We start from the raw sequence: 25,279 nt of genomic DNA, 5'->3' as shown, positions 1-25,279 counted from the left end.
TCGCCCGCGCGGACGAGGCGGGGCTGACAGGATCGGCGGACGACGACGAGAGAAGGTGGACGATGGCGATCACCCTGTGCGTGCTGCTGTGGGCGGCCGACGGCGAGGCCCAGGCGCTGGCCGACTACGAGACCGCGGTGCTGGCGCTCGTGCCGCGGCACGGCGGGCGGGTGCTGCACCGCGTGACCAACGTGGCGCACACGGACGACGCCGCGCACGGCGCCGTCCAGCCGACCGAGGTGCAGCTCATCGAGATGCCCGACGAGGAGGCGCTCGCGGACTTCATGGCCGACCCCGACCGCGAGGCGCGGCTCGACGTGCGCGACCGCGCGATCGCGCGCACCGAGATCCTGCGCGTGCGTCCCGTGGGCTGAGCCGGTCCTCACCGCACCGCAGCCACCCGGGTCCGCACGAGCGCGCACGCGGCGGGGACCGGCTCGACGATCGTGACCGCCACGGTCTCGCGCAGGCGCCGCGCGGTCTCGCTGAGCGGCCCGCCGGCGACGATCACCGCCTCGGCCCCCCGTCGCTCGCACGCCCGCACGGCCTCGAGGAGCTGCCGGTACTGCTCCTCGGGGTCGGCGGCGAGCTCGAGCGGCCCGTCGCGGGTGAGCTCCACGCCCGTGAACCCCGCGGAGCAGCCGTGGGCCGCGACGAGGTCGGCGAGCGCGCCCGCGAGGCGGTCGGTCGTCGTCACCATGCCGAAGCGCCGCCCGCCGGCCGCGGCGGCGAGCACCGAGGCCTGCCCGATGCCCACGACCGGGACGTCGAGCTCGGCCTCGAGCGCGGCCCGGCCGGGGTCGCCGATCGCCGCGACGACGACGGCGTCGGGCCGCTCGCGCCGCACGACGTCGCGCACCGCCTCGAGGACCGCGTCCTCGGCCGCGGCGAGCGCCTCGGGCTCGACGATCATGGCGGGCCCGCGCGGGGCCGTCACCTCGACGACGTCGGCGCCGGCCGCGAGCTCGGTCCGTGCGAGGTCGGCCATCATCGCGGTGGTGCGCCGGTTGGTGTTCGGGTTGACGAGCGCGACGAGCGCCCGGCCCGGCGCGGCGTCAGCGGGCGTCGGCGTCGACATCGGGGGTCTCCTCCTCTTCCATGGGCTTGCCGAAGGTCTCCGGCGTGAACTGCACGACGACGGCGAGCACGACGAACAGCGCGGCGAGCACGCCGAACATCCCGACGAGGCCGTACCGGTCGAAGACGGCGCCGCTGACCAGGGGGAACAGACCGCCGGACAGCGAGCCGGCGGCAAGGATGATGGACGTGCCGAACCCGCGCACGCGCGTCTGGTACAGCTCGGGGGCGAACAGCCAGATCGTGGTGTTGAGCACGATGATCGCGAAGTTGAACGCCACGCCGAACAGCAGCACGAAGACGATGTCCGACCCGAGCAGCGCGATCGCGAGACCGGAGCCGCAGCCGATGGCGGCGGCGGCCGTGAGGACCTTCTTGCGGGCGAGCCGCTTGGCCAGGAACGCGGCGGTGGCGGCGCCGAGCAGCGACCCGCTCTGCATGAGCAGCGTGAACCACAGGCTCTGGTTGAGCTCGTAGCCGGTGGCGACGAGGACGGTCGGCATGAGCGTGAGCATGGAGATCTGCGCCGCGTACGACATCGCGACGGCGACGACGAGCAGCACGGTGCGCCGGCGGTACGGGGCGCGGAACACCATCCGCCACGCCCCGCGCGGCGCCGGCGCGGGGGCCGGGGCACGGACGGCGGGCTCGACCAGGAACTCCTCCGTCTCGACGCGACCGGCGAGGCGGCCGCGGGCCATCCGGGTGAGCACCTCGTTCGCCGCGCGCAGCCGTCCGGTGGCGGCGAGGTAGCGCGGGGTCTCGGGCACGTACCGACGGAACCAGAGCACCAGCAGGGCGGGCACGAAGAGCAGGCCGAACACCCAGCGCCACTTGTCGGGGCCCTCGAAGACGGTGAAGACCAGGACGCCGAACGCGGGGGCGAGCATGTTGCCGAGGCCGCCGGCAGTGACGTTGATGAGCCCGACGGCCGTGCCGCGGTGCCGGGCCGAGAAGAACTCGGCCATCATGATGACGGCCACGGCGATCTCGCCGCCGAGCCCGAAGCCGACGATGAAGCGGCCGATCGCGAGCACGGCGTAGCTCGGCGCGAGCGCGCACAGCAGGGAGCCGAGCGCGAACACGATGAGGTTGATCGTGAGCATGTTGCGGCGGCCGAACCGGTCGACGATGAGGCCGGTCGCGATGCGGCCCAGCGCCGTCGCCGTGAACGTCATCGTGTTGAGGAAGCCGATCTCGGCGCCGCCGAGGCCCCAGCTCTCCTGCAGCACGGGGCCGGTGATCCCGACGGCGTTCTGCTCGAGCGCGTCGAAGAACACGCCGAGCAGGATCATGACGACGATCTGCCGGTGCGCGGCGGTCACGCCGATCCGTTGATAGGTGCTCTCGATCTGGTCCGGGATCGAGGTGGTCGGGGCCTCGCCCCGCGGTGCTGTCGTGGCCATTCTTCCGTGTTCTCCTCGTTGAGAAACGTGCTGAGCCGAGCGATGAGATTCCGTGGTTCGGAAGAGTTCTTCCGGGAACAACGGTATACCAAAGTTACAGGGAGGGGGAGCGGGTGTCAACGGGTCGTCCCGCGCGCCCGCCGTCCCCCGGTCAGGAGAACCGCGACGGCGGCGTGCCGAACGCCCGCGTGAACGCCGCGGTGAAGGCCGCGGGCGACGCGTACCCGAGGCGGGCGGCGACCGCCGTCACGGACGAGCCGGGCAGCATCCGCAGGCTCGCCAGCAGGCGGGCCCGGGCGCGCCAGGCGGCGGGGCTGGTCCCGGACTGCTCGCGGAAGCGGCGGTCGAACGTCCGCTCGCCCAGGGCGGCGCCGCGGGCCCAGCGGGCGTTGGTCACGGCCACGTCGGGGGCGGCCAGGTAGGCGCGGCACAGCGTGCGGAACGGCTCGTCGCGCGGCAACGAGATCGCCAGCGGCACCGGCGAGACCTCGCGCAGCTCCCACAGCGCCAGGCGCAGCACGGCGTCCTCGCGCCCGCCCGCCTCGACCTCGGCCGGGAAGGTGGCCGAGGTGCGCAGCAGCTCGCGCAGCAGCGGGCCGACGTCGACGACGGTGCACTGCGTGGGCCACCACGGGACGGCGGCGGGCTCGACGTACAGGCTCCAGGTGGAGACCTCGAGCATCCGGACCTCGTGGGGCACGCGGGGCGGGATCATGACGGCACGGTCGGTCGGGACGGTCCACGACCCCTCGTCCGTCTCGACCAGCATCACCCCGCTGGCGCCGTAGAGCAGCTGCGCCCGGCGGTGCGCGTGCCGGGGGAGCAGGTGGCCCGGCGGGTAGTCGGTCCCGATCGGCAGGACGTCGACCGGGAGGTGGTCGTAGTCGGCGACGGAGACGTTGCGCACGCGTCCACCGTACGACCGCCGTGGCGAAGTCTCGAAAGAACTCGGCGCTCCGTCGGTAGTCAGCCCGGCGGGCGGAGGCGTGTGATGGAGGGCGTGTTCGTTCTCCTCCTCGTCCTGGTCGGTCTCGCCGTCGGCGTGACGACCGTGCTCTTCGGCTTCGGCGGCGGTTTCGTGACCGTGCCGGTGATCGCGGTGGTCGACGTCGGGCTCGGCGGCGACGCCGTCCGCGTCGCCACCGCGACCTCGGCGCTGGTCATGCTCGTCAACGCCGCCGTGGCCACGGCCGCCACCCGCCCCGAGGTGCTGCGCGGGCTCCGTGGCGGTGGCGTCCTGCTCGTCCTGCTCGCCGCCGGCGGGGCGCTCGGCGCCCTCGCGGGGCGGTTCGCCCCGGACCCGGTGCTGCGCTGGGGCTTCGTCGCCTACGTGGGCGTCACGATCGTCGACCTGCTGGTGCGGCCCGGGTTCTTCCGGCCGGCGTCGTCCGCCCGCCCCGGCGGGCCGGCACGCGGCGCCCTGGCCGGCTGGGTGGGCGCGCCGGTCGGCGCGGTCGCCGCGTTCCTCGGGGTGGGCGGCAGCGTGATGACCGTCCCGATGATGCGGCGGGGCGGCGCCTCCATGGCGGCGGCGACCGCCCTGGCGAACCCGCTGACCCTCGCGATCGCCGCGCCGGCGCTCGCGGTCTCCCTGCTCGTGCGGGGCGGGGTGGCTCCCGCGCCGGGCCTGGTGGGCGGCGTCGACGTCGGGTCGGCGGCAGCGCTGCTGGTCGGCGCGCTGCCCGTCGTGGTCCTCCTGCGCCGCCGCCCGCCCCGCATCCCGGACGGCGTCCACGCCTGGACCTACCTCGCGCTGCTCGCGGCCGCGGCCGCGACGGTCGCCGCGGTCGGGTGATCCGGCGCACCGGGCAACCTGGCTAGCGTGGTGCCGTGATCTCCGTCGTCGACTACCACCCGGGTTGGCCCGCGCGCTTCGAGGAGCTCCGCGCCGCCTACGCGCGGGCCCTCGACGAGGCGCGGGCGCCGTACCTCTCCGTCGAGCACGTGGGGAGCACCGCCGTCCCGGGCCTGGCGGCGAAGCCGGTGATCGACGTGGACGTCGTCGTGGCCGAGCCGGACGTCGAGGCGGCGTCCGCGGCGCTCGCCGGCCTCGGCTTCGTCCCGCGCGGCGACCTCGGGATCGCGGGCCGGTACGCCTTCGACACGCCGGAACGGTTCGCGCCGAGCCACACCTACGTGGCCGTGGCGGGCTCCCTGGCGCTGCGCAACCACCTGGCCGTGCGCGACGTGCTGCGCAACGACCCGGCGCTGCGCGACGAGTACGGGGCGGTCAAACGACGGGCGGCGGCCGTGGCCGCCGACATCGACGAGTACCTGCTGCTCAAGAGCGAGGTGCTCGGCCGGGTCCTGCGGCGCGCGGGGCTCTCCGAGGAGGAGCGCCGCGCGATCGCGGGGACGAACCGCGGGATCGCCCGGCGCGGCGCCCGGGGCTGAGCCGTCACGGGACCTCGGGCATGTCCCGACCCGGGATGAGGAGCTCCTCCGGGAAGCAGTAGCCCCAGTGCTCCCCGGGCTCGAGGGACCGCATCACGGGGTGCGCGCTGGCGTGGAAGTGCGCCGTCGCGTGCTTCGCCGGCGACGAGTCGCAGCAGCCGACGTGCCCGCACTCCAGGCACGCCCGCAGGTGCACCCAGGTGCCGCCGGCGGCCACGCACTCGGGGCACTCGCCGACCACCTCCGCCGCGACGGGGACGATCCGGTCCAGGTGCGTGCACGTGCTGGCCATGGTGAGCCCCCCTCCGGCGGGTCCTGTCGCCGCCCCCGGCGAGTCTAGGAAGGTGTGGCGCGCGCTGCGTCCTGGGCGCCACCTCGCTAGCGTGTCGTCATGCTCGCCGGACCCCACCCACGGAGCGGCGACGACGCGCGCGAGCGCACGGCCGTCGTCGTGGAGGACGACCCCGACGTCCGCGACCTGCTCGACGCGGTGCTGACCCAGGCGGGCTTCGCCACGCGCACGGCGGCGTCGGGCCGCGAGGGGGTCGAGCTCGTGCGCACGTTCGACCCGCTGGTCACGACCCTCGACGTGGGGCTGCCCGACATCGACGGCTTCGAGGTGTGCCGCCGGATCCGTGCGGTGTCGGACACGTACGTGGTGATGCTCACCGCTCGCACGGACGAGATCGACGCGCTCATGGGGCTGGACGCGGGCGCCGACGACTACCAGACCAAGCCGTTCCGCCCCCGGGAGCTGCGGGCCCGGATCGAGGCGATGCTCCGCCGCCCGCGCCGGGAGGTGCCGTCGGCGGCCGTGGGTGCGGCCGCTCCGGCCGCCGACGGGCTCGTCGTGAACGTGGCGGCGCGCACGGTGGCCGTCGACGGGGCGGAGGTGCACCTGACGCGCAGCGAGTTCGACCTGCTCGTCGCCCTCACGAGCGCGCCCGGGCACGCCATCCCCAAGGACGCGCTGGTCCGCGTGCTGTGGGCGGACGAGTACGACACGGGCACCCCGGTCACCGACCAGGACCGCCGCAGCGTCGAGGTGCACGTGACCAACCTGCGCCGCAAGCTCGGCGACGATGCCGGGTCCCCCCGCTGGATCCGCACCGTGCGGGGCGTGGGCTACAGGTTCGACCAGCCCTCCTGAGCGAGGACGCCGGCGACGACGATCGCGGCGGTCCGGGCTTCGTCGGCGATCGTGTCGACGTGCCGCTGCGCGCCCACGATCCCCTCGTCCTCCAGAGCGTCGAGCCCGCGCGTGGCGGCGCCCGCGAGCCCGTCCATGCCGAGCATGTCCGCGGTGCAGGTGAGGGTCAGGAGCACCTCGCAGGCGCCGTCCGCGTCGGCGTGCGCCAGTGCCGCCGAGAGCGCCCCGATGCGGTGCGGCAGGAGGCCGGCCCAGGAGCCCGCGAACCCGGCGACCGCCGCCCGGTCGCCGTCGAGGTCGTCCTCGAGCGACTGCCACGCGGCCGCCATGGTGGGGGACAGGCCCGGGTTCATGGACGAGGCCCGGGGCGTTCCTCCCGGAGCACCACCGGTCCCGCCGACCGCGGGGCGTGGCCGTGCACCCAGGGGGAGATGTGCACGGCGGCGGCCCCGGGGGGTCCGGGCGGCGAGATCGACATGGTGCTCCGGGAGGTGATCGTGGGTCGAGCGATCTCGATCCTGCGGTGCGAACCTCGAGGTGACCGCCGTGCGCCGGCAGGTTTGGCTCAAGATCTGCTCAGGATTCCGGCGCCGCCTACCCTGACCGCATGCCCGAGCGTCCGGAAGCACGCGCCGAGAGCCCCGTCGACCGCCCGGTGGTCCTGCTGGTCGCCGACGCGCACGCCTCCCGGGTGGAGGAAGAGTTCCGGGCCCGGTACGACCGCGACTACCGCGTCGAGCTCGTGCGCACCGCCGACGCGGCGCTGGACCGGCTGCGCGACCTGGTGGCCGCGCGGGAGCCGGTGGCGATGATCGCGGCAGAGCGGCGGCTGCCGGACGCGGCGGGCGTCGAGCTGCTGCACCAGGTGCCGGCGGTCGTGTCGACGGCCCGGCGGGTCGCGCTGATCTCGGGCGACGAGTACGCCGACGCGCTGGACGAGATGCGGGCTGCGCTGCTGCGCCGCGACATGGACACGTTCGTCGGCATCCCGCGCGGCGCGCGCGACGAGGAGTTCCACACGGCGCTGGTCGAGCTGCTCTCGGAGTGGGGCTGGTCGGTGGCCCGGCCCACGGTGACGTCCACGGAGATCGTCGCGCAGCCGGGCGACCGCGACGCGGCCGCCGTCCGCGACCTGCTCGAGCGGCTCGGCGTCCCGAACCGCGTGCTCGCCCCCGACGACGCCGCGGCGCGCGAGATCCTCACCGAGGCGGGCGCCGGCGCGGGCCTCCCGGTGGTGCGCGCGTTCAACGGCCGCGTGCTCTCGGGCGCGACGCCGTCCGCCGTCGCGGAGGCGATGTACGGCGGCTACGACTCGATCCCGCCGGGCGAGATCGCGGACGTCGCCGTGGTCGGGGCGGGGCCGGCCGGGCTGGCGGCCGCGGTGTACGCGGCGTCCGAAGGGCTGGCCACGGTGGTGCTGGAACGCGAGGCCATCGGCGGCCAGGCCGGGTCGAGCTCGATGATCCGCAACTACCTCGGCTTCCCGCGCGGTATCTCGGGGATGCGGCTGGCGCAGCGCTCTCGCGTGCAGGCCGGGCGGTTCGGCGCCCGCTTCTACACGGGCCGCCCGGTGGCGCGGATCGAGCCCGGCCCGGCCGACGAGCCGGAGCACCACCACGTGCACGTCGACGGCGCGCAGCTGTGCGCGCGCACGGTGGTGCTGGCGACCGGCGTCTCGTACCGCCGGCTCGGGGTGCCGGGGGTCGACGACCTCGTCGGCGCGGGCGTGCACTACGGCGCGGCGAGCTCGATGGCGCGCGAGATGACGGACCGGGACGTCGTCGTCGTGGGCGGCGGGAACTCCGCCGGCCAGGCCGCCGTGCACCTGGCGAAGTTCGCCGGCTCGGTGACGATCCTCGTACGGCGAGCGAGCATCGCCGAGACGATGTCCGACTACCTGGTCCGCGAGATCGCCGCGACGCCGACGGTCGCCGTCCGGGCGCGCACGGCCGTCGCCGACGGCGGCGGGGACGGCCGCCTGCAGTGGCTGATCACCGAGGACCTGGACACGGGCGAGCGGTCGAAGACGCACGCCGACGGCCTGTTCTGCCTGCTCGGCGCCGAGCCGGACTGCGGCTGGCTGCCGGACGCCGTCGCCCGCGACGACCACGGCTTCGTCCTCACCGGCCGCGACGTGCCGCAGGAGCAGTGGGTGGACGGCCGCCCGCCCGCCAGCCTGGAGACGACGCTGCGCGGCGTGTTCGCCGTCGGCGACGTGCGGGCGGGCTCGATGAAGCGCGTCGCGTCCGCCAGCGGCGAGGGCGCGTCCGTGCTGCCGTTGGTGCACGCGCACCTCGCCTGGCTGCGGGCGCAGGAGTTCGGCGGAGGGAGCCCTCGGTGACCCGCCGCGCGGCACGGGGCGAACCGGGGTCGAATGGCGGCATGGGATCTGCGCAGGACGTCGCCACGGACGGGACCCCCTGGTCACGACCGCCCGCCGAGGTGCTCGCCGCGCTGCGCACGGACGACGGCGGGCTGACCGCCGTCGGCGCGGCGGAACGGCTCGCGGAGGTCGGGCCCAACCGGCTGCCGCCGCCGGAGAAGGACCCGCTGTGGAAGCGGGTCCTCGTGCACTTCGACGACGTGCTCATCTACATCCTGCTGGTCTCCGCGGTGCTCAAGGCGATCCTCGGCGACTGGGTCGACTTCACCGTGATCCTGCTGGTCGCGGTGGTCAACGCGGCGATCGGCTTCATCCAGGAGGGGCGCGCCGAGAGCGCGCTGAACGGCATCCGCCAGATGCTGTCCGTGCACGCGGAGGCCCGCCGCGACGGGGCATGGGCCAGGATCGACGCCGACGACGTCGTCCCCGGCGACGTGGTGCGCGTGCGCTCCGGCGACCGGGTGCCCGCCGACGTGCGGCTGCTGCAGGCCACCAACCTGCGGGTCGAGGAGTCGGCGCTCACGGGGGAGTCGGTCGCGGCGAGCAAGCGGGTCGACGCCGTGGCCGCCGACGCCGGGGTGGGCGACCGCACGAGCATGCTGTTCTCCGGCACGCTCGTGGCCGCGGGGCAGGGCGTCGGGGTGGTCACGGCCACCGGCGAGCGCACCGAGATCGGCCGCATCCAGACGATGATCTCCGAGGTCACGAGCCTGGAGACGCCGCTGACCAAGCAGCTCGACCGGTTCGGCAAGCTGCTGGCGGTGCTCATCCTCGGCATGGCCGTGGTGATGGTGATCATCGGCCGCGTCGTGCACGACTTCTCCGTGCCGGAGCTGGTCTCCGCGTCCATCGGCTTCGCCGTCGCCGCCGTCCCCGAGGGCCTGCCCGCCCTGGTGACGATCACCCTGGCGCTCGGCGTGCAGCAGATGGCGCGCCGCCGCGCCATCACGCGCAAGCTGCCCGCCGTCGAGACGCTCGGCTCCGTCACGACGATCTGCTCGGACAAGACGGGCACGCTCACCAAGAACGAGATGACCGCGCGGCTGGTGCGCACCGCCGGCCGGTCGCTCGACGTCGAGGGTGCCGGGTACGCGCCGCTGCCGCCGCGCCCCGAGCTGCTCGCCGAGGCCGACGCCGCCGCCGTCGTCGCCGCGATGATGCTGTGCAACGACGCCCGCGTGGTGCCGGGGGAGCCCGGCGGTCAGGGCGAGGACTGGCGGCTGGTGGGCGAGCCGACGGAGGGCGCGCTGCGCAGCCTGGGCATGAAGGCCGGGTTCGACACCGCGGGCTGGTCGCGGCGGGACCTGGTGCCGTTCGAGTCCGAGAACAAGTACATGGCCACCCTCGACCGGGCACCCGACGGCGGCGAGGTCGTGCACGTCAAGGGCGCGCCGGACCGGGTGCTGGACCGCTGCACCACGCAGACCGCCCCGGACGGCGGCGCGGAGCCGATCGACCGCGCGTTCTGGGAGGCGCAGATCGACGAGATCGGCGGCCGGGGCCTGCGGGTGCTCGCGGCGGCCCGCCGGCGCGTCGACCCGTCCGCGGAGCCGTCCGGAGAGCTCGCCGACTCCCTCACCGGCCTCGAGCTGTGCGGGCTGGTCGGCATCGTCGACCCGCCCCGCCCCGAGGCGATCGACGCCATCGCGCAGTGCCGCGACGCGGGCATCGCCGTCACGATGATCACGGGCGACCACGCCGGCACCGCGGTGGCGATCGGCCGCGAGATGGGCATCGTCCACGTCGGGGACGGCCCCGACGGCGCCGGGCCCGCCGTGCTCACCGGCGCCGAGCTGGAGGCGATGTCCTCCGAACAGCTGCGCGCCGTCGTGCAGGACGTGCACGTGTACGCCCGCACCAGCCCGGAGCACAAGATCCGCATCGTGTCGGCGCTGCAGGCGCACGGCGAGGTGGTCGCGATGACGGGCGACGGCGTCAACGACGCCCCCGCGCTCACGCAGGCCGACGTCGGCGTCGCGATGGGCATCAAGGGCACGGAGGCCACGAAGGACGCGGCCGAGGTGGTGCTCGCCGACGACAACTTCGCCACCATCGAGCGGGCCGTGGAGGAGGGGCGGCGGATCTACGACAACATCCGCAAGTCCGTGCTCTTCCTGCTGCCGACCAACGGCGCGCAGTCGCTGGTCATCCTCGTGGCCGTGCTGTTCGGCCTGGTGCTGCCGCTCGCGCCGGTGCAGGTGCTGTGGATCAACATGATCACGGCCGTGACGCTGTCCCTCGGCCTCGCGTACGAGAAGGCGGAGCCCGACGTCATGTCGCGGCCCCCGCGCGACCCGCGGGCGTCGATCCTCGACGCCGCGTTCGTCCGGCGGATCCTCGTCGTGTCGTTGCTCATCGGAGGCGCCACGCTGGTCGTCTTCTACGCCGAGCGGGCGCAGGGCGCGCCGCTCGCCCAGGCTCAGACCACGGCGGTGACCATGCTGGCGCTCGGCCAGCTCGCCTACCTGTTCAACTGCCGGTTCCTCGACCGGTCGAGCCTCACCGTGGACGTGCTGCGCGGCAACCGCGTCGTCTGGCTCTCCGCCGTCGCGCTGATCGCCCTGCAGTGCGTGTTCGTGTACGCGCCGTTCATGCACGACTGGTTCGACGCCGCCCCCATCGGCCTCGAGGAATGGGGCAAGACGGCGGGGCTGGCGCTCGTCGTCTTCCTGCTCGTCGAGGTGGTGAAGGCGGTGGGCAGGGCCCGCGCCGCGCGCGTCCGTGCGTGACCGTGGGGCCTACCGTGCGCGTATGAGTCATCAGCTCGAACGCGAGCGCCGGCGGCGTCGTCGCGACCAGCTCACGCCGGACCAGCGCGCAGACCGGCTCAAGGAGCGCGTGTACGTCACGTTCGCGGCGCTGGCCGTCGTGCTGGCGCTGCGGGGCCACGTCGAGGGCCTGACGCCCGGCCGTGCGGCGACCACGCTGGTCATCACCGTCGGCGGCACGCTGCTGGCCGTCTTCCTCGCCGACCTCGTGTCGCACGTCGTCGCGCACAGCCACCTCCCGTCGCGCGCCGAGGGGCGCCACATGGTGGGCGTGGTCTCCAGCGCCGGCGGCGTCGTCGTGCTGCCGCTCGTGTTCCTGTGGCTGGCCGCCGCCGGGGTGTGGACGACGGCGGGCGCGCTCACCGCCTCGACCTACGCGCTCGTCGCGAGCCTCGGCCTGATCGGGTACGTGGGGGTGCGGCGCGCGGCGATCCCCACCTGGCAGAAGTGGCTGCTCCTGCTGGCCGAGGTGGTGCTCGGGCTGGCGGTCGTGGCCCTCGAGGTGCTCGCCCACGGATAGGCGCACATGACCTGGCTCCTGCTCGTCGCGCTCGCGGTGCCCGCGGTGGTGGCCGCGGCGCTGCTGACCCGCGCCACGGACGGACTGGTCCGCGCGGCGCCGCTCGCCCTCGCGCCGGTCGTGGTGGTGGACCTGCTCGGCCCGGTCCGCGGCGTGGCGCTGCAGCTGGACCTGGTGGGGCGGCCGCTGCTCCTCTTCGTCGGGGTGCTGTACGCCGCGGCGCTCGCCCTCACCGCGCGGTCGGCCGACGCGCGGACGGCGTCGCGCAGCGGGCTGCTGCTCGTCGCGTTCGTCGGCACCGCGACGGTGCTGGTCGCTGCCGACGCCGTGACGTTCCTCGCCGGGTGCGTCGCGACGACGGTCGCCGCGCACCGGCTGATCCTGCACCCCCGCACTCCGAGGGCGCGCCGTGCCGCGCGCCTCTACCTGGTCCTGGCGGTGGCGAGCGACGTCGTCCTCGCGGTCGCCGTGGTGCTCGTGGTCGCGGCCGGCGGGCTCCGCCTGGCCGACACCCCGCCGGCGGTCGCGGCGGCTCCCACGGGCGGGGTGATCGTCGGGCTGCTCCTGCTGGGGTTCGGCATCAAGGCGGCCACCTTCCCCCTGCACGGGTGGCTGCCGATCGACGAGGCGGCGGCGTCGGTGCCGGTCGGCGCCGTGCTGAGCGGCACCGTGGTCAAGGTCGGGCTGGTGGGCTGGCTCCGGTTCCTGCCGCTGGGTCACGAGGCGCTGCCGGGCTGGGGCACCGTGCTGGTCGTGGTGGCGCTCGTCGGGGCGTTCGGCGTCCTCGTGCCGGGCGTCCTCACCGACGACCCGGAGGTCTCCCTCGCGTACAGCACCGTGGGCCAGATGGGGTTCCTCGCCCTGGTCGTCGGCGTCGCGCTCGGGGCCCCCGACCTGGCGGAGGCGTGCCTGCTCACCGCCGTCGTCTACGCGGTGCATCACGGCATGGCCAAGGGCGGCCTGATCATGGCGGTGGAGGTCTGGGAGCGGTACGGCGCCGGGCGGGCGCGCGCCGTCGTCGCGGGCGGGGCGCTGGTGCTCGCGCTCGCGATCACGGGCGCACCGCTCGGCAGCGGCGCCGTGGCCAAGTACGCCGCCAAGCGGGCCGTCGGGGAGGCGCCGTTCCTCGTCGACGTCACGGCGGTGCTCCCTTTCGTCGCGACCGTCTCGACCCTGCTGCTCGTCCGCGCGTTCGTGCTGCTGCGGGCGTCGGGGCATCCCGGCCCGGCCGCGCCCGACGCCGGGCTGTGGTCGTGGGCGGTGCTCGCCGTCGGCGGCACGATCGGCACCTGGGCCCTGGCGTGGCTCTGGCTGTCGCCCGAGAAGGTGCCCGGTCTCGACGCCGTGACGGCGTGGGGCGCGGCGTGGCCGATCCTGCTCGGGCTCGCCGTCGCGGGCGCCGTCCTCGGGGCCGCCCGGGCCGGCGTCCTGCCCGCCTGGACGCGCACCCTGCGCATCCCCGCCGGCGACCTCCTGGACGCCGTCGCGAGCAGGGTCGACCGCCGTGCCGAACGCAGTGCCGAACGCGCGGCCGACGCGCGGACCAGGCGCGACGGTGGAACGATCGGCCGCAGCACCCGGTAGGTCCCACCCCAGGAGGACACGACAGATGGCGCACCAGGACACGACGTCGGGGCCCGGCACGACGACGAAGGTGTCGCTGCTGACCCTCACGGCGATGGTCGTCGGGTCCATGGTCGGGGCGGGGGTGTTCTCGCTGCCGCGCCGGTTCGCGCAGGAGACGGGCGTCATGGGCGCCCTCATCGCCTGGGTCGTGGCCGGTGCGGGCATGCTGATGCTCGCGTTCGTCTTCCAGCGGCTCGCGATGCGCAAGCCCGACCTCGACGCCGGGGTCTACGCCTATGCGAAGGCGGGCTTCGGCGAGTACACGGGCTTCTTCGCGGCCGCCGGCTACTGGGCCAGCGCGTGCGTCGGGAACGTCACGTACTGGGTGCTCATCATGTCGACGCTGGGGCAGTGGATCCCCGCCCTCGGCGCCGGGGACACGGTGCTGGCGCTCGCGCTGTCCACCGTCGGCCTGTGGCTGTTCTTCCTGCTGGTGCGGCGCGGCATCAAGGAGGCGACGGCGATCAACCGGATCGTCACCGTCGCCAAGATCATCCCCATCATCGTCTTCGTCCTGCTGGCGCTGTTCGTCTTCGACCCCAGCGCGTTCGCGGAGAACTGGGGCGGCGCCGACTACGCGGGCTCCCTGTTCGACCAGGTGCGCGGCACCATGCTGGTGACGGTCTTCGTGTTCCTCGGCGTCGAGGGCGCGAGCGTCTACTCCCGCCACGCGCGCCGGCGCGAGGACGTCGGCCGGGCCACGATCCTCGGCTTCGTCAGCGTGTTCGCCATCTTCGCGTCGGTGACGATCGTGTCCTACGGCATCATGCCGATGGGCGAGATCGCCGAGCTGCGGCAGCCGTCGATGGCGGGCGTGCTCGAGGCGGCCGTCGGCGAGTGGGGCAGCGTCTTCGTCGGCGTCGGCCTCATCATCTCCGTGCTGGGGGCGTACCTGGCGTGGACGCTGATGGCGGCCGAGGTGCTGTTCGTGGCCGCCAAGGACCGCGACATGCCGCGCTTCCTCACCCGGTCGACCGACCGCGACGTGCCCGTCAACGCGCTGCTGCTGAGCACCTCCCTGTCGCAGGTCGTGCTGATCCTCACGTACTTCTCCGAGGACGCGTTCGACTTCGCGCTCGACATGACCGCCGTCATGACGCTCATCCCGTTCCTGCTCGCCGCGCTCTACGCGGTGAAGCTGCGCGCCACGCGCGAGACCTACGACGGCGCGCCGCCGTCGACCCTGCGCGGCGACCTCGTGATCACGGTCCTGGCGACCGTCTACACGGCCTTCCTCGTCTTCGCGGCCGGCCTGAGCCTCGTGCTGGTCTCGTTCCTCTTCTACGCGCCCGCGACGATCCTGTTCGTCATGACGCGGCGCGAGCAGGGGCGCAGGGCCTTCACCCCCGCCGAGCTGGTGCTGTTCGTCGTCGTGGTCGCGATCGCCGTCCTCGCGGTGATCGGCCTCGTCGCCGGCTGGATCTCGATCTGACCGCCACCGACCTCACCGTCCGTCGTCCGACCGAAAGGTTCTCCTCATGACCACCGCACCGTCCGCGCATCCCGCCGCCCCGGCCCACGGCGTCCACTCGGAGGTCGGCCGGCTGCGCAAGGTGCTGGTCTGCTCGCCCGGGCTCGCCCACGAGCGGCTCACCCCCACGAACTCCGACGACCTCCTGTTCGACGACGTCATGTGGGTGGAGTCGGCGCAGCGCGACCACCTGGACTTCGTCAACAAGCTCACCAACCGGGGCGTCGAGGTCGTCGAGCTGCACGACCTGCTGGCGCAGACGATGGCGATCCCGCAGGCGCGGGACTGGCTGCTGGACCGCAAGGTGGTGCCGAACCAGGTGGGGCTCGGCCTCGTGGAGGGCACGCGGGCCTATCTCGAGTCGCAGACCGACCGCGAGCTGTCGCGCTTCCTCATCGGCGGGCTCTCGACGCACGACCTGCCCGCCGACTTCCGCAGCGACTACGTGAACCTGGCCCGCGAGTCCACCGGTACGCCCGAGTACCTGCTGCCGCCGCTGCCCAACACGCTGTACACGCGCGACACGACCTGCTGGATCTACGGCGGTCTCACGCTCAACCCGCTGTACTGGCCGGCCCGCAAGGACGAGACGCTGCTGATGAAGGCGATCTACTCCTTCCACCCGGAGTACGTGGGCTCGCGGGTGTGGTGGGGCGACCCGGAGCAGGACTGGGCGCAGGCCACGATCGAGGGCGGCGACGTCATGCCGGTCGGCAACGGCACCGTGCTCGTGGGCATGAGCGAGCGGACGTCGCGGCAGGGCATCACCCAGTTCGCGAAGGCGCTGTTCGAGGGCGGCGACGTCGAGCGGGTCGTCGTCGCGGGGATGCCGCGGCTGCGCGCGGCGATGCACCTGGACACCGTGTTCACGTTCGCCGACCGCGACCTGGTCACCGTGCACCCGACGATCGTCGACGGCATCCACGCGTTCACTCTCCGGCCCTCGGACGCGGCGCCCGGCGTCGAGGTCACCGACGAGGGCGACACCCCGTTCGTCGACGTCGTCGCCCGGTCCCTCGGGCTGCCGAAGCTGCGCGTGGTCGAGACGGCGGGCGACGTGTACGCCTCCGAGCGGCAGCAGTGGGACTCCGGGAACAACGCCGTCGCCCTCGAGCCCGGCGTCGTCTTCACCTACGACCGCAACACCCTGACCAACGCCGCGCTGCGCCGCGCCGGCGTCGAGGTCATCACCATCGTGGGGGCGGAGCTCGGCCGCGGGCGCGGCGGCGGGCACTGCATGACCTGCCCGATCTCGCGCGACGCGCTGGACTGGTGACCGACGACGGCAGCGCCCCGCCGGAATACCGGTGGCCCAGGTCACTGTTCGACCCGTCGTGACCCTCCTGACGCGCGCGACCGCCTTCCTCCACGAGCTCGACGTCCTCGAGGCCCTCGAGGCCGCGACCGCCGTGCAGGTGGTCATGGCGCGCGAACCCCGGCCGTGGCGCGGCTGGATGGTCCGGCTGGGCCACGACCTGTACGTGCGCTCCGCGCCCGAGGTCGCGCGGCGCGCCGGCGGCGGGCGGGCGCACCTCCAGGTCGACGGCACCCGCCAGCCGGTGGTTCTCGCGGAGGTGGCGCCGGAGCTGCACGCGCTGCTCGACGACGCGTACCTCGCCAGGTACGGGCGGTGCGCGCCGGAGAAGGTCGCCGCCGTGACGTCCGACGTCGCCGCCGCGAGCACGTTCCGCGTGCGGCTCCGGCGCGCGACGTGGGGCGAGCGGGTCGCCGAGGCCCTCGACGCCGCCCGCCTCGCGCGCCGCCCGCGGCGCGTGCAGGAGCCCTGCCCGAGCTGCTAGGCGAGCTCGGGGACCCGCTCGAGCCGGGCGTCGCGCATCCGCACCGTCGCGTCGACGCCGGCCAGCGTGGACGGGTCGTGCGACACCAGCAGCGTGGCGGCGCCGGACTCGCGGGCGAGGCCCGTGATCAGCTCGACCACCCGGGTACCGCGCTCGTGGTCGAGGGCCGACGTCGGCTCGTCGACCAGCAGCACCTCCGGCCGCCCGACCAGGGCGCGCGCGATGGCGACGCGCTGCCGCTGCCCGCCGGACAGCTGCGCGGGCCGCTTGCCGGCGTGGTCGGCGACGCCGACGGCGTCCAGCAGCCCCATCGCCCGGGCGCGGACGCTCGACGGGCGCCGACCGCGCAGGTGCGCGTGCAGCTCCAGCTGCTCCAGCGCGGTGAGCGAGCCCAGCAGCTGCGGCGACTGGAACACCATGCCGATGCGGTCCAGGCGCGCGCGGGTCGCGGCGGCGACCGTCGTCGTGGGCGTGAAGACGACGTCGTCGCCGACCCGGACCTCGCCGCGGGTGGGGTTCGTCAGCCCGGCCGCGACGGCGAGCAGGCTGGACTTGCCCGCGCCCGACGGTCCGAGCAGCGCGGTCGTGGTGCCGGCGGGGACGGCGAGGTCGACGTCGTCGACGGCGGTGAGCGTGCCGTCGCCGTCGGGGTAGACGAGGGTGACGTGGTCGAGGTGCAGGTCCATCGGGGTCCTCCCGGTTGTCAGCAGGTCAGCGCGCCGCGAGCGCGGCGTGCGGGTCGATGCGGGTGATGCGGGCGATCGAGACGGCGGCGCCCGCCAGCCCGAGCAGCACGAGAGCCGCGGCGGGCACGAGCGTCGTCGACGTCGTCACGACCACCGGGACGACGTCGGGCAGCAGCGAGGCGCCGGCGACCGTGAGCCCGGTGCCCACCGCGACGCCGCCGACCAGCAGCACCGCGGCCTGGCCGAGGGCATCGCGCAGCAGGTAGCGGGTCGAAGCGCCCAGCGCCTTGAGCACCGCGACGTCCCCGGACCGGCCGATGGTCCACACGGTGAAGAACGCGCCCACCACCAGCGCGGAGATGACCAGCAGGAACGCCTGCATCGTGGACAGCGACGTGTTCTCGCCGGCGAACGATGCCACCGCCGAGCGGGCGTCCGACGTCGTGACCGTCGTCGTGCCGAGCGCGGCGTCGGTGTCGGCAAGGGCGGCGTCGACCGCCTCGTCGGTCGTCGTGAGCGCGACGACGGTCGCGACGTCCTCGCCGCCGGTCGCCCCGCGCGCGCCGACCGCCTGCCAGTCGTCGAGCGTCGTCCACACGACGGGGGTGTGCGAGAACGACTGGTCGGCGTCGACCGTGGCCGCGACCGTGAGCTCGACGCCGCCCAGGGTGACCGTGTCGCCCGGGCTCGCGCCGAGGGCGTCCGCCGCGCCCGGGGTGAGCACGACCGTGCCCGGCTCGACGTCCTGCCCGCCCGGCACGAGGCCCGAGCCGTCGGCCACACCCAGCGCGGTGACGGACGCCGTCGTGCTGTCCGACGCGGCGCGCGTCGTCGCCAGGCCCAGCGGCTCGGCGGACTCCACGCTCGGCGCGTCGGCCCAGCCCTCCCACTGGTCGCTCGTCACGCGCGACGCCGTGAACTCCGGCGCGTCGCCGGCGGCGGGCATGGAGAACGCGAGGTGGTCGGCGGGCAGGTCGGTGACCGCCGACGTCGACTCGCGGGCCAGGCCCGCCGTCAGGGACGCGAGGAACGTGACGAGGAAGGTGATCAGCACGATCACCACGGACATGAGGACGAAGCGGCCGCGCGCGTGGCGCAGGTCGCGCAGGGCGACGAACACGGGGATGACCTCCACAGGACGGGTGTTCCGGACTGCTTCCAGCCTCCGCGTCGGGGCGCCCGCGATCATCGGGACCCGGGCGGATCCTGCGGCGCCGAAGGGTGGCCCGGCCGTTCCACCTTTCGGACGATGCGGCGGCGACCCGCGCGGCTACCGTGGACGGGGTGATCCGCCACCCTCAGCCGTCGGCGACGCGCGCCCTGATCCTGGGGCTCGACGTCCTGCTCGCGGCGCTCGCCGTGGTCGCCGTCGTGCAGGCCCCGCCGGGCCGGGCGTGGGCGTCGGCCGCCGTCGCGGCCGTGCTCGTCGCCGTGTACGTCGCCGGTCGCCGGGCGGTGCGGGTGCACGACCGGGCCGTCGACACCCCGCGCGGGGCCTGGTGGCCCGACGCCGCGTGGATCGCGGCCCTCGTGATCCCGTGGGTGGTGCTGCTGTGGCTCTCGCCCGCGGCGCTGTGGCTCGCGTTCCCGCTGATGCTGCTGCAGATGCACGTGCTCGGGCCGCACCGCGGCGTCGTCGCGGTGGTCGTGACGACGGCGCTCGCCGTCGCCGAGGGGCTGCTCGTCCAGGCCGACGCCGACGACCCCTGGACCGGCTTTGTGCTCGGGCCCGTGCTCGGCGGCGCCGTCGCCGTGGGGGTCGTGCTGGGGATCGAGGCCTTCGTCCGCGAGTCCCAGACGCGGCAGCGGACGGTCGACGAACTCACCCAGGTGCGCCAGCACCTCGCCCAGGCCGAGCGGGAGCGGGCCGTCACCGACGAGCGGGCCCGCCTGGCCCGCGACATCCACGACACCCTGGCCCAGTCGCTGTCCGCCATCGAGCTGCTGCTGCGGGCCGCCGACGACGCCGTCGGCACCGACGACGCGAGGGCCCACGACCTCGTCGGCCAGGCGCGCGGCGCCGCCCGCGACAGCCTCGCCGAAGCACGCTGCGTCGTGCAGGACCTCACGCCGCCCGACCTCGACCGCACCACCCTCGTCGCCGCGCTGCGCCGCGTGGCCGAGCGGCAGCCGCTGGACGTGTCCGTGCGCACCGCCGGCGACGTCCGGCCCCTGCCCGTCCCCGTCGAGACGGCGCTGCTGCGCGTCGCCCAGTCGGCCCTCGCCAACGTCGTGCAGCACTCGGGCGCCGCCCGGGCCCGGCTCACGCTCACCTACGAGCGGGACACCGTCACCCTCGACGTCGTCGACGACGGGCGGGGGTTCGACCCCGCGGCCGCCGCGGCCGCCGCGGGGGTGTCCGGGCGCGGCTTCGGGCTGCCCTCGGTCCGGTCGCGCGCGCACGAGCTGGGTGGCACCGTCGCGCTCGAGACCTCGCCCGGGGCGGGCACCGCCCTGGCGGTCACGCTGCCGGTGGAGGAGCCATGATCGACGTCGTGCTCGCCGACGACCACCCCGTGGTGCGCGCCGGGCTGCGGGCCGTGGTGGACGGTCAGCCCGACATGCGCGTCGTGCACGAGGCCGGCACCGCCGAGGGCCTCCTCGCCTGGCTCGACGACGGCGGCCGAGCCGACGTCGTCCTGCTCGACCTGCGGTTCGGCGACGCCGGCCGGGGGCGGCCGCGGCTCGGGGGCGCCGAGGCGACCGGCACGGTGGTGCACCGGCACGCGACGCCGGTGCTCGTCGTGACCACCTACGGCACCGACGCCGACATCCTCGCCGCCGTCGAGGCCGGGGCCACCGGCTACCTACTCAAGGACGCGCCCACCGAGGAGCTGGCCCGTGCCATCCGGTCCGCCGCGGCCGGCGAGGTCACCCTCGGCGCCGACGTGCAGCGTCGGCTCCTCGGCCGCATGCGCTCGCCGGGCGAGAACCTCAGCGCCCGCGAGCTCGAGGTGCTGCGCCTCGTCACCGCCGGCCGGTCCAACGACGCCATCGCGCGCGAGCTCTTCGTGTCCGTCGCCACCGTCAAGTCCCACCTGGCGCACATCAACGCCAAGCTGGGCACCCAGTCGCGCACCGAGGCTGCCGCCGTCGCCCGCGAGCGCGGGATGCTCTGACCTCCTGACGGGCTCGGGAGCTCGACCGCCTCGTCGGCGACGGGTGCGCGCCGTGCGGTTCAGACGCGCCGTGCGGTTCAGAAAGGCGGGTCTTCTGGGTCGGGCGCCGTGTCCACAGGGTCTGGTGGGACGAGCTCCCGACCGGTGAGGTCGACCGGGTCGGCGACGGGGTCGCGGGACACCCGGCCGGTGGGCGACGTCCAGACGAGCGTGCCGTCGGGCTCCTGCCGCGCCTGCCACCGCGTCTCGTGCTTCAGCACGTGATGGCGCCGGCACACGTGGGCCAGGTTGTCCGCCGTCGTGCGTCCGCCGTCGGCCCACGCGACGGTGTGGTCGACGTCGCAGCGGGGCGCCGGGCGGGTGCAGCCGGGGAAGCGGCAGGTGCCGTCGCGGGCCTCGAGGTAGGTGCGCAGCGCCGCGGGCACGGTGTACGTGCCGGGGTCGGTGGACAGCAGCTCGCCGGACAGCGGGTCCACCAGCAGCCGGCGCAGCGACGGCGCCCCGGCCGTGAGGAACGCCGCGACTCCGGGGTCGATCGCGCCGTGGCCGGTCAGCTCGGCCGCGTCGTCGGAACGTCCGAGCAGCGCCATCACCGGCACGGTGATCTGCACGCGCGGGACGATGCGGCGGGCATGGTCGGCGAGGTCCGGGACCAGGCCTGCCGCCGACTCGCCCGCGCCGGGCCCCGCTTCGCCGGGGTCGGAGGCGCCGGGGACGGAGCGTGCCGCGGAGCCGGAACCGGCGGCGGGGCGGACGTCGGAGGAGGGCTCGACGCCGGCGAGCAGGAGAGCGGCGCACGCGTCGGCCCGGAGCTGGGACAGCGTGCGCGCGTCCCCCGCCTCGCGGGCGGTGCGGGCGGCGGTGGTCAGCCGGTCGAGCGCGGCGTGGGCGGTGGTCGCGGGCAGGTGGGCGCTGAGCCAGGCCATGCCGTCGGCGGCGGGGTCGACGAACACCGCCCGTCGCCGCGCGGCCCTGTCGTGCCGGAGGGTGAAGGGTTCCGGGTGGGCACGGTCGCGGGCGCGGCGGAGGAAGGACCGGAACTGGGCCGGCGTCGCCGTCGCGGCCCGGGGGAGCGTCTCGGCCTGCACCGCGGCCCTGGCCTGGGCGTCCGGGAGGTCGGCGAGCACGTCGGCCATCGCCGTCGCGAGGCGGGCCCCGATCCGGCCGTGGCAGAGCTCGGCGAGCGTGGCGGAGCCCGACGAGGTCAAGGTCCGTGCCGTCTCGAGGAGGTGGTCGGCCTGCCTTTCCGACACGTGCACCGTGGTCGCGACGTCTGCGACGAACGCGCGCCGGGCCAGCTCGTGCTGCCGGGAGGTGCCGGCGTTCAGCACCCGCAGCTGCTCGCCCGCCAGCAGGTCGGGCTCGCACCGTATGGCTGCGCGTCGGGCCCGCTCGAGGGCCAGGAGCTTCTCACCCTCCAGTGCGTTGATGCGGGACTGGAGCCGCTCCAGGTCGTCGAGCGCGGCCGAGACGTCGTGCACCGTCGTCGGGCCGACGGGGGAGAGCGCGTCGTCCCACGGCGTGGTGACGACCGGCAGGTCGTCGTCGAGCGCGACCTCGAGCGTCGCAGCGGCCATGGCCGTGTCACCTCCTCACCGTCGAGGGCTGCCGAGCGGGTGCTCGAACACGTGTTCGATCCTAGCGCCTGCGCGCGCCCACCACCAGGGCCGATGCGCGCCTGTGGACAACCCGTCGACGGTCGGAAACGCGTTGCCGTGGGCCCGTGCGTCGGGCAGAGTCCCGCCATGACGATCCGCTACCCACGCCCCCTCCGGCCAGGCGACACGATCGGCGTCACCGCGCCGTCGGCGGGCGTCGAGCCGCCGCTCCAGCGGCGGCTGCTCCACGCGGCCGACGTGGTGCGGGCGAAGGGCTACGACGTGCGGCTGGGCGAGACCCCGACAGGCGCGGGCGTGGTCAGCGGCCCCGCCGACCTGCGCGCGGCCGAGCTCACGGCGATGCTCACGGACCCGGCGGTGCGCGCGGTCGTGCCGCCGTGGGGCGGGGAGCTGGCGACCGACCTGCTGGGCCGCCTCGACTGGGACGCGCTGGCCGCCGACCCGACGTGGCTGGTCGGCTACTCGGACACGTCCACCCTGCTGCTGCCGCTCACGCTGCGCACCGGCCTCGCGACGCTGCACGGGCAGAACCTCATGGACACCCCCTACGACGTGCCCGACGGTCTGCTCGGCTGGTGGGAGGTCGCCTCGGCGGCGCAGCAGGGCCAGGAGCTGACCCAGCGCTCGCCGCGGCGCCACCGCTCGTCCGGCTGGGACGACTGGGAGCGGCACCCCGAGGCCAGCACCTGGAGCCTGGACGCGGAGGGCCCCTGGCTGCGGCTCGACGGCGAGCACGCGGAGGCGCCCGTCGACATCCAGGGCCGCCTGATCGGCGGGTGCCTGGAGACGGTCTCGCTCCTCGCGGGCACGCCGTACGGCGACGTGTGCCGGTTCGCCGCCGAGCACGCGCCCGAGGGCCTGGTCGTCTACCTCGACGTCCTGGAGTGGGACGCCTTCGAGGTCGGTCGGGCCCTGTGGGCGCTGCGCCACGCGGGCTGGTTCGACGCCGCGCGGGCGGTGCTGGTGAGCCGCACGCACGCCCCGGACTCCGACGGGCTCCGCCAGCACGACGCCGTCCGCGACGCGCTCGGCGACCTCGGGATCCCGCTCCTCGCGGACGTCGAGTGCGGGCACGTGCCGCCGTACCTCGCCCTGGTGAACGGTGCGCTCGCGCGCGTGCAGCACGGACCCGACGAGTCGGTGATCAGCCAGCGTCTCGTGCCCTGACCGAAGATCAGGTGGTGGGCCCGACGACGAGGAGGGCACGGATGGGCGGGGACGAGCACGGCGGCACGGAGGCGCGCGGGTTCGCCGCGCTGCTGCGCGACTGGGGTGCGGCGATCGTGGCCAACGACGCGGCGGCGATCGACGGGTTCGTCGACCCGGGCTGGACCCTCGTCGGCGCGGACGGCGGGGTGCAGGAGCGTGCCGGCTTCCTCGACCTCGTGGCCTCGGGGGAGCTGGTGCACACCGAGCTGTCGGCCGAGCTGGTGTCGGTGCGCGTGCACGGCGACGTCGCCGTCGCGCTGGCCCGCGGGGTCTCGGCGGGCACCTGGCGGGGGACGCCGTTCCGCGACGAGGAATGGTCGGTGGACACGTTCGTGCGGCGCGGCGCAGCCTGGCGCTGCGTCCACACCGCCGTGGTGCCGGCGTCCGCATGAGCCGTCAGGCGCGGAACGCCCGGCCCATCACGTCGCGCGCGGGCCCGGTGCGGTCGAGGAACCCGACGTCGCCGGCGAGCAGCTCCTGCGCCGCGGTGACCAGCCCCGACAGGGCGTTCCACGCGAACGTGCCGCCGACGGAGATGCGCGCGACGCCGGCCTCGGCCAGCTCGGCGGGCGTGGGCCCGCCCGCGACGAGCAGGGCGTTGACGGGCCGGTCGACCTCGCGGCAGACCGTCGCCAGCGCGGCGGCGTCGCGCAGCCCCGGCGCGTACAGCACGTCGGCGCCGGCCTCCTGGTAGGCCTGGAGCCGCGCGATCGTGTCGGCGAGGTCGTCGCGGCCGAACAGGTGGTTCTCGCAGCGGGCGGTGAGCACCATGTCGCCGGCGGCCTCCGCGGCGGCGGCGACGCGCTCGACGGCGAGGGTCCGGTCGTACACCGGCTCGTCGTCGCGGCCGGTCGCGTCCTCGACGGAGCCCCCGGCCACGCCGGCGGCGCGGGCGTCCGCGACGGTACGGGCGACGTCGGCGGGGGAGTCGGCGAACCCGTTCTCCAGGTCCGCGCTCACGGGGACGTCGACGGCGGCCGCGAGCGCGGCGGCGTGCGCGAGCGCCTCGTCCCGGCTGACGGCGCCGTCGGGCCGGCCGAGCGTCGCGGCGAACCCGCTGCTGGTCGTCGCGACGGCGGCGAAGCCGAGGGCGGCGAGGATCCGCGCGGACCCGGCGTCCCATGCGTTCGGCAGCAGCAGCGGGTCGCCGGGGCGGTGCAGGGCGAGGAAGGCGGCGCGGGCGTCGGTCGCGGGGGAGGCCATGGGCCGACGCTAGCGACGGCCACCGACGTCGCCCGCCCGCGCCCGACGGGCCCGCGCTGGCTAGGCTCGGGCCTCGTGAGCCGCGAACGCTTCCCCCGGTGGGTGTACGAGAGAGGCACGGAGCCCGACCCGCGGTTCTCGCTGGCCAACGAGCGCACCATCCTCGCGTGGCTCCGCACGGCCCTGGGGCTCATCGCGGGCGGGACGGCGCTCGAGGCGCTGGACCTGCCCATGGAGCCGCACCTGCGCCTCACCTCAGCGATCGTGCTGCTCGTGGCGGGCGCCGTCGTGCCCGTCGCTGCGGCGGTCGAGTGGGCCCGCTCGGAGCGCGCCATGCGTGAGCACGGTCCGCTGCCGGGAGCGATCACCGGGTTCGTGCTGGTCGTGACCATCACCGTCGTGGGCATCCTCGTGCTGCTCGCCCTGCTGCTGCACTGACCCGGCGGACGACATGAGCACCGACCGCCCCCCGCCGCTCGTCGGGCCCGAGCGCGACCGCGGCCTGCAGGCCGAGCGCACCGCGCTGGCCTGGCGCCGCACGCTGCTGTCGTTCACGGCGGCGTGCGCCGTGGCCTGGCAGACGCTGCCGGGCGTGGACGGCGCGACGTCGTTCCTCCTCACCGCGGCCGTCGCGCTGGTGCTCACGCCCCCGCTGTGGTGGTTCGCCAAGCGGCACGCCGGGCACACGCAGCGGCACCTCGACACCGACCGGCCCCGCCTGCGGCACGGCCGGCGGATCGCGCTGATGTGCGCGGGCACGGCGTTGCTCGGCCTCGCCGGGCTGGTCGCCGTCGTCGTCTTCTGACGACCTGTTCCGACGGCCTGCGGGCGCGCGCCGTCTGCTTCACT

At 75.1% G+C, this 25,279-nt stretch carries 26 protein-coding genes; 17 read left to right on the top strand and 9 right to left on the bottom strand.

The features are described 5' to 3' along the window. Positions 1-62: 62 nt before the first annotated feature. Positions 63-374 carry a DUF1330 domain-containing protein gene (locus ACFUVW_RS03840; protein WP_430570028.1) on the top strand — a complete coding sequence of 104 codons (312 nt, stop codon included), beginning with the start codon at positions 63-65 and terminating at the stop codon, positions 372-374. 8 nt (positions 375-382) lie between these two features. Here the strand turns inward: ACFUVW_RS03840 and ACFUVW_RS03835 are convergent, their stop codons facing one another. From ACFUVW_RS03835 to ACFUVW_RS03825, 3 genes are all read right to left on the bottom strand, one after another. Further along, positions 383-1,078 carry an aspartate/glutamate racemase family protein gene (locus tag ACFUVW_RS03835; RefSeq protein WP_430570027.1) on the bottom strand — a complete coding sequence of 232 codons (696 nt, stop codon included), beginning with the start codon at positions 1,076-1,078 and terminating at the stop codon, positions 383-385. Then, positions 1,056-2,483, bottom strand: a complete 1,428-nt coding sequence (locus ACFUVW_RS03830; protein WP_430570026.1) for an MFS transporter — start codon at positions 2,481-2,483, stop codon at positions 1,056-1,058. The genes ACFUVW_RS03835 and ACFUVW_RS03830 overlap by 23 nt, the downstream gene beginning before the upstream one ends. A 151-nt stretch (positions 2,484-2,634) precedes the next feature. Next, positions 2,635-3,390: an AraC family transcriptional regulator gene (locus ACFUVW_RS03825; protein WP_430570025.1), complete on the bottom strand. Its 756-nt coding sequence runs from the start codon at positions 3,388-3,390 to the stop codon at positions 2,635-2,637. 93 nt (positions 3,391-3,483) lie between these two features. On the opposite strand from ACFUVW_RS03825, the gene ACFUVW_RS03820 reads away from it, so the two are divergent. Both ACFUVW_RS03820 and ACFUVW_RS03815 read left to right on the top strand, forming a co-directional pair. Next, positions 3,484-4,278, top strand: a complete 795-nt coding sequence (locus tag ACFUVW_RS03820) for a TSUP family transporter (protein ID WP_430570024.1) — start codon at positions 3,484-3,486, stop codon at positions 4,276-4,278. Positions 4,279-4,313: 35 nt separating this feature from the next. Continuing rightward, the gene (locus tag ACFUVW_RS03815; protein WP_430570023.1) at positions 4,314-4,877 is read left to right on the top strand and encodes a GrpB family protein; all 564 of its coding nucleotides are present in this window, start codon (positions 4,314-4,316) and stop codon (positions 4,875-4,877) included. 4 nt (positions 4,878-4,881) lie between these two features. Here the strand turns inward: ACFUVW_RS03815 and ACFUVW_RS03810 are convergent, their stop codons facing one another. Next, a complete protein-coding gene (locus tag ACFUVW_RS03810) occupies positions 4,882-5,169 on the bottom strand; it encodes a UBP-type zinc finger domain-containing protein (RefSeq protein ID WP_430570022.1) in 288 nt (95 codons plus the stop codon). 99 nt (positions 5,170-5,268) lie between these two features. Here ACFUVW_RS03810 and ACFUVW_RS03805 point away from each other — a divergent pair, with 99 nt between their 5' ends. After that, positions 5,269-6,027 carry a response regulator transcription factor gene (locus tag ACFUVW_RS03805; protein ID WP_430570021.1) on the top strand — a complete coding sequence of 253 codons (759 nt, stop codon included), beginning with the start codon at positions 5,269-5,271 and terminating at the stop codon, positions 6,025-6,027. Here the strand turns inward: ACFUVW_RS03805 and ACFUVW_RS03800 are convergent. Further along, positions 6,003-6,380: a hypothetical protein gene (locus ACFUVW_RS03800; RefSeq protein ID WP_430570020.1), complete on the bottom strand. Its 378-nt coding sequence runs from the start codon at positions 6,378-6,380 to the stop codon at positions 6,003-6,005. The genes ACFUVW_RS03805 and ACFUVW_RS03800 overlap by 25 nt on opposite strands. A gap of 254 nt (positions 6,381-6,634) precedes the next feature. Here ACFUVW_RS03800 and ACFUVW_RS03795 point away from each other — a divergent pair, with 254 nt between their 5' ends. Genes ACFUVW_RS03795 through ACFUVW_RS03765 form a run of 7 tightly spaced genes read left to right on the top strand, consistent with a single transcriptional unit; the run spans position 6,635 to position 16,594 of the window. Continuing rightward, positions 6,635-8,368 carry an FAD-dependent oxidoreductase gene (locus ACFUVW_RS03795; RefSeq protein WP_430570019.1) on the top strand — a complete coding sequence of 578 codons (1,734 nt, stop codon included), beginning with the start codon at positions 6,635-6,637 and terminating at the stop codon, positions 8,366-8,368. A gap of 41 nt (positions 8,369-8,409) precedes the next feature. Beyond that, entirely contained in the window at positions 8,410-11,139 is a 2,730-nt protein-coding gene (locus ACFUVW_RS03790) for a cation-translocating P-type ATPase (RefSeq protein ID WP_430570018.1), read from the top strand. Between the two features lie 22 nt (positions 11,140-11,161). Next, positions 11,162-11,698: a hypothetical protein gene (locus ACFUVW_RS03785; protein WP_430570017.1), complete on the top strand. Its 537-nt coding sequence runs from the start codon at positions 11,162-11,164 to the stop codon at positions 11,696-11,698. Positions 11,699-11,704: 6 nt separating this feature from the next. Next, the gene (locus ACFUVW_RS03780) at positions 11,705-13,282 is read left to right on the top strand and encodes a proton-conducting transporter membrane subunit (protein WP_430570016.1); all 1,578 of its coding nucleotides are present in this window, start codon (positions 11,705-11,707) and stop codon (positions 13,280-13,282) included. A gap of 25 nt (positions 13,283-13,307) precedes the next feature. After that, positions 13,308-14,756 carry a basic amino acid/polyamine antiporter gene (locus ACFUVW_RS03775; protein WP_430570015.1) on the top strand — a complete coding sequence of 483 codons (1,449 nt, stop codon included), beginning with the start codon at positions 13,308-13,310 and terminating at the stop codon, positions 14,754-14,756. A gap of 46 nt (positions 14,757-14,802) precedes the next feature. Continuing rightward, positions 14,803-16,071, top strand: coding sequence for an arginine deiminase (locus tag ACFUVW_RS03770; RefSeq protein WP_430570014.1), 1,269 nt, complete (start codon positions 14,803-14,805; stop codon positions 16,069-16,071). A 58-nt stretch (positions 16,072-16,129) separates the two neighbouring features. Then, positions 16,130-16,594: a DUF2255 family protein gene (locus ACFUVW_RS03765; RefSeq protein WP_430570013.1), complete on the top strand. Its 465-nt coding sequence runs from the start codon at positions 16,130-16,132 to the stop codon at positions 16,592-16,594. On the opposite strand, the gene ACFUVW_RS03760 is transcribed toward ACFUVW_RS03765, so the two are convergent. Together ACFUVW_RS03760 and ACFUVW_RS03755 are read right to left on the bottom strand one after the other, a co-directional pair. Continuing rightward, entirely contained in the window at positions 16,591-17,280 is a 690-nt protein-coding gene (locus ACFUVW_RS03760; RefSeq protein WP_430570012.1) for an ABC transporter ATP-binding protein, read from the bottom strand. The two genes, ACFUVW_RS03765 and ACFUVW_RS03760, sit on opposite strands and share 4 nt — an antisense overlap. Before the next feature lie 25 nt (positions 17,281-17,305). Then, positions 17,306-18,415 carry an FtsX-like permease family protein gene (locus ACFUVW_RS03755; protein ID WP_430570011.1) on the bottom strand — a complete coding sequence of 370 codons (1,110 nt, stop codon included), beginning with the start codon at positions 18,413-18,415 and terminating at the stop codon, positions 17,306-17,308. A 149-nt stretch (positions 18,416-18,564) separates the two neighbouring features. Between ACFUVW_RS03755 and ACFUVW_RS03750 the strand changes: the two genes are divergently transcribed. Continuing rightward, the gene (locus ACFUVW_RS03750) at positions 18,565-19,767 is read left to right on the top strand and encodes a sensor histidine kinase (RefSeq protein WP_430570010.1); all 1,203 of its coding nucleotides are present in this window, start codon (positions 18,565-18,567) and stop codon (positions 19,765-19,767) included. Continuing rightward, on the top strand, positions 19,764-20,399 hold the full coding sequence (locus ACFUVW_RS03745; protein ID WP_430570009.1) for a LuxR C-terminal-related transcriptional regulator: 636 nt from the start codon (positions 19,764-19,766) through the stop codon (positions 20,397-20,399). Before ACFUVW_RS03750 ends, ACFUVW_RS03745 begins: the two co-directional genes overlap by 4 nt. 77 nt (positions 20,400-20,476) lie before the next feature. Here ACFUVW_RS03745 and ACFUVW_RS03740 read toward each other — a convergent pair whose 3' ends face one another. Further along, a complete protein-coding gene (locus ACFUVW_RS03740) occupies positions 20,477-21,976 on the bottom strand; it encodes a DUF222 domain-containing protein (RefSeq protein ID WP_430570008.1) in 1,500 nt (499 codons plus the stop codon). A gap of 168 nt (positions 21,977-22,144) precedes the next feature. Between ACFUVW_RS03740 and ACFUVW_RS03735 the strand changes: the two genes are divergently transcribed. Together ACFUVW_RS03735 and ACFUVW_RS03730 are read left to right on the top strand one after the other, a co-directional pair. Next, complete coding sequence (locus tag ACFUVW_RS03735; RefSeq protein WP_430570007.1) at positions 22,145-23,185, top strand: S66 peptidase family protein; 1,041 nt, start codon at positions 22,145-22,147, stop codon at positions 23,183-23,185. Between the two features lie 41 nt (positions 23,186-23,226). Next, positions 23,227-23,619, top strand: coding sequence for a nuclear transport factor 2 family protein (locus ACFUVW_RS03730; RefSeq protein WP_430570006.1), 393 nt, complete (start codon positions 23,227-23,229; stop codon positions 23,617-23,619). Positions 23,620-23,623: 4 nt separating this feature from the next. Here ACFUVW_RS03730 and ACFUVW_RS03725 read toward each other — a convergent pair whose 3' ends face one another. Continuing rightward, complete coding sequence (locus tag ACFUVW_RS03725) at positions 23,624-24,430, bottom strand: isocitrate lyase/phosphoenolpyruvate mutase family protein (RefSeq protein ID WP_430570005.1); 807 nt, start codon at positions 24,428-24,430, stop codon at positions 23,624-23,626. 75 nt (positions 24,431-24,505) lie between these two features. On the opposite strand from ACFUVW_RS03725, the gene ACFUVW_RS03720 reads away from it, so the two are divergent. Then, positions 24,506-24,868 (top strand): YidH family protein, encoded by a 363-nt coding sequence (locus tag ACFUVW_RS03720; protein WP_429730731.1) that lies wholly within the window; start codon positions 24,506-24,508, stop codon positions 24,866-24,868. Between the two features lie 13 nt (positions 24,869-24,881). Next, complete coding sequence (locus ACFUVW_RS03715) at positions 24,882-25,235, top strand: DUF202 domain-containing protein (protein WP_430570004.1); 354 nt, start codon at positions 24,882-24,884, stop codon at positions 25,233-25,235. Positions 25,236-25,279: the final 44 nt, after the last annotated feature.

The organism is Isoptericola sp. NPDC057391 (assembly GCF_042668085.1).
GTDB lineage: Bacteria > Actinomycetota > Actinomycetes > Actinomycetales > Cellulomonadaceae > Isoptericola.
Note: the sequence above shows the minus strand (reverse complement) of the source record. Positions and strands in the feature narration are given on the sequence as shown.

Bases quoted from the DNA above. Each gene is read 5' to 3' on its own strand.
- ACFUVW_RS03785 (WP_430570017.1), top strand. From the start codon at position 11,162: ATGAGTCATCAGCTCGAACGCGAGCGCCGGCGGCGTCGTCGCGACCAG.
- ACFUVW_RS03830 (WP_430570026.1), bottom strand. From the start codon at position 2,483: ATGGCCACGACAGCACCGCGGGGCGAGGCCCCGACCACCTCGATCCCG.
- ACFUVW_RS03775 (WP_430570015.1), top strand. From the start codon at position 13,308: ATGGCGCACCAGGACACGACGTCGGGGCCCGGCACGACGACGAAGGTG.
- ACFUVW_RS03760 (WP_430570012.1), bottom strand. From the start codon at position 17,280: ATGGACCTGCACCTCGACCACGTCACCCTCGTCTACCCCGACGGCGAC.
- ACFUVW_RS03715 (WP_430570004.1), top strand. From the start codon at position 24,882: ATGAGCACCGACCGCCCCCCGCCGCTCGTCGGGCCCGAGCGCGACCGC.
- ACFUVW_RS03840 (WP_430570028.1), top strand. From the start codon at position 63: ATGGCGATCACCCTGTGCGTGCTGCTGTGGGCGGCCGACGGCGAGGCC.
- ACFUVW_RS03735 (WP_430570007.1), top strand. From the start codon at position 22,145: ATGACGATCCGCTACCCACGCCCCCTCCGGCCAGGCGACACGATCGGC.
- ACFUVW_RS03805 (WP_430570021.1), top strand. From the start codon at position 5,269: ATGCTCGCCGGACCCCACCCACGGAGCGGCGACGACGCGCGCGAGCGC.
- ACFUVW_RS03725 (WP_430570005.1), bottom strand. From the start codon at position 24,430: ATGGCCTCCCCCGCGACCGACGCCCGCGCCGCCTTCCTCGCCCTGCAC.
- ACFUVW_RS03730 (WP_430570006.1), top strand. From the start codon at position 23,227: ATGGGCGGGGACGAGCACGGCGGCACGGAGGCGCGCGGGTTCGCCGCG.
- ACFUVW_RS03770 (WP_430570014.1), top strand. From the start codon at position 14,803: ATGACCACCGCACCGTCCGCGCATCCCGCCGCCCCGGCCCACGGCGTC.
- ACFUVW_RS03835 (WP_430570027.1), bottom strand. From the start codon at position 1,078: ATGTCGACGCCGACGCCCGCTGACGCCGCGCCGGGCCGGGCGCTCGTC.
- ACFUVW_RS03800 (WP_430570020.1), bottom strand. From the start codon at position 6,380: ATGAACCCGGGCCTGTCCCCCACCATGGCGGCCGCGTGGCAGTCGCTC.
- ACFUVW_RS03740 (WP_430570008.1), bottom strand. From the start codon at position 21,976: ATGGCCGCTGCGACGCTCGAGGTCGCGCTCGACGACGACCTGCCGGTC.
- ACFUVW_RS03810 (WP_430570022.1), bottom strand. From the start codon at position 5,169: ATGGCCAGCACGTGCACGCACCTGGACCGGATCGTCCCCGTCGCGGCG.
- ACFUVW_RS03790 (WP_430570018.1), top strand. From the start codon at position 8,410: ATGGGATCTGCGCAGGACGTCGCCACGGACGGGACCCCCTGGTCACGA.
- ACFUVW_RS03795 (WP_430570019.1), top strand. From the start codon at position 6,635: ATGCCCGAGCGTCCGGAAGCACGCGCCGAGAGCCCCGTCGACCGCCCG.
- ACFUVW_RS03745 (WP_430570009.1), top strand. From the start codon at position 19,764: ATGATCGACGTCGTGCTCGCCGACGACCACCCCGTGGTGCGCGCCGGG.
- ACFUVW_RS03780 (WP_430570016.1), top strand. From the start codon at position 11,705: ATGACCTGGCTCCTGCTCGTCGCGCTCGCGGTGCCCGCGGTGGTGGCC.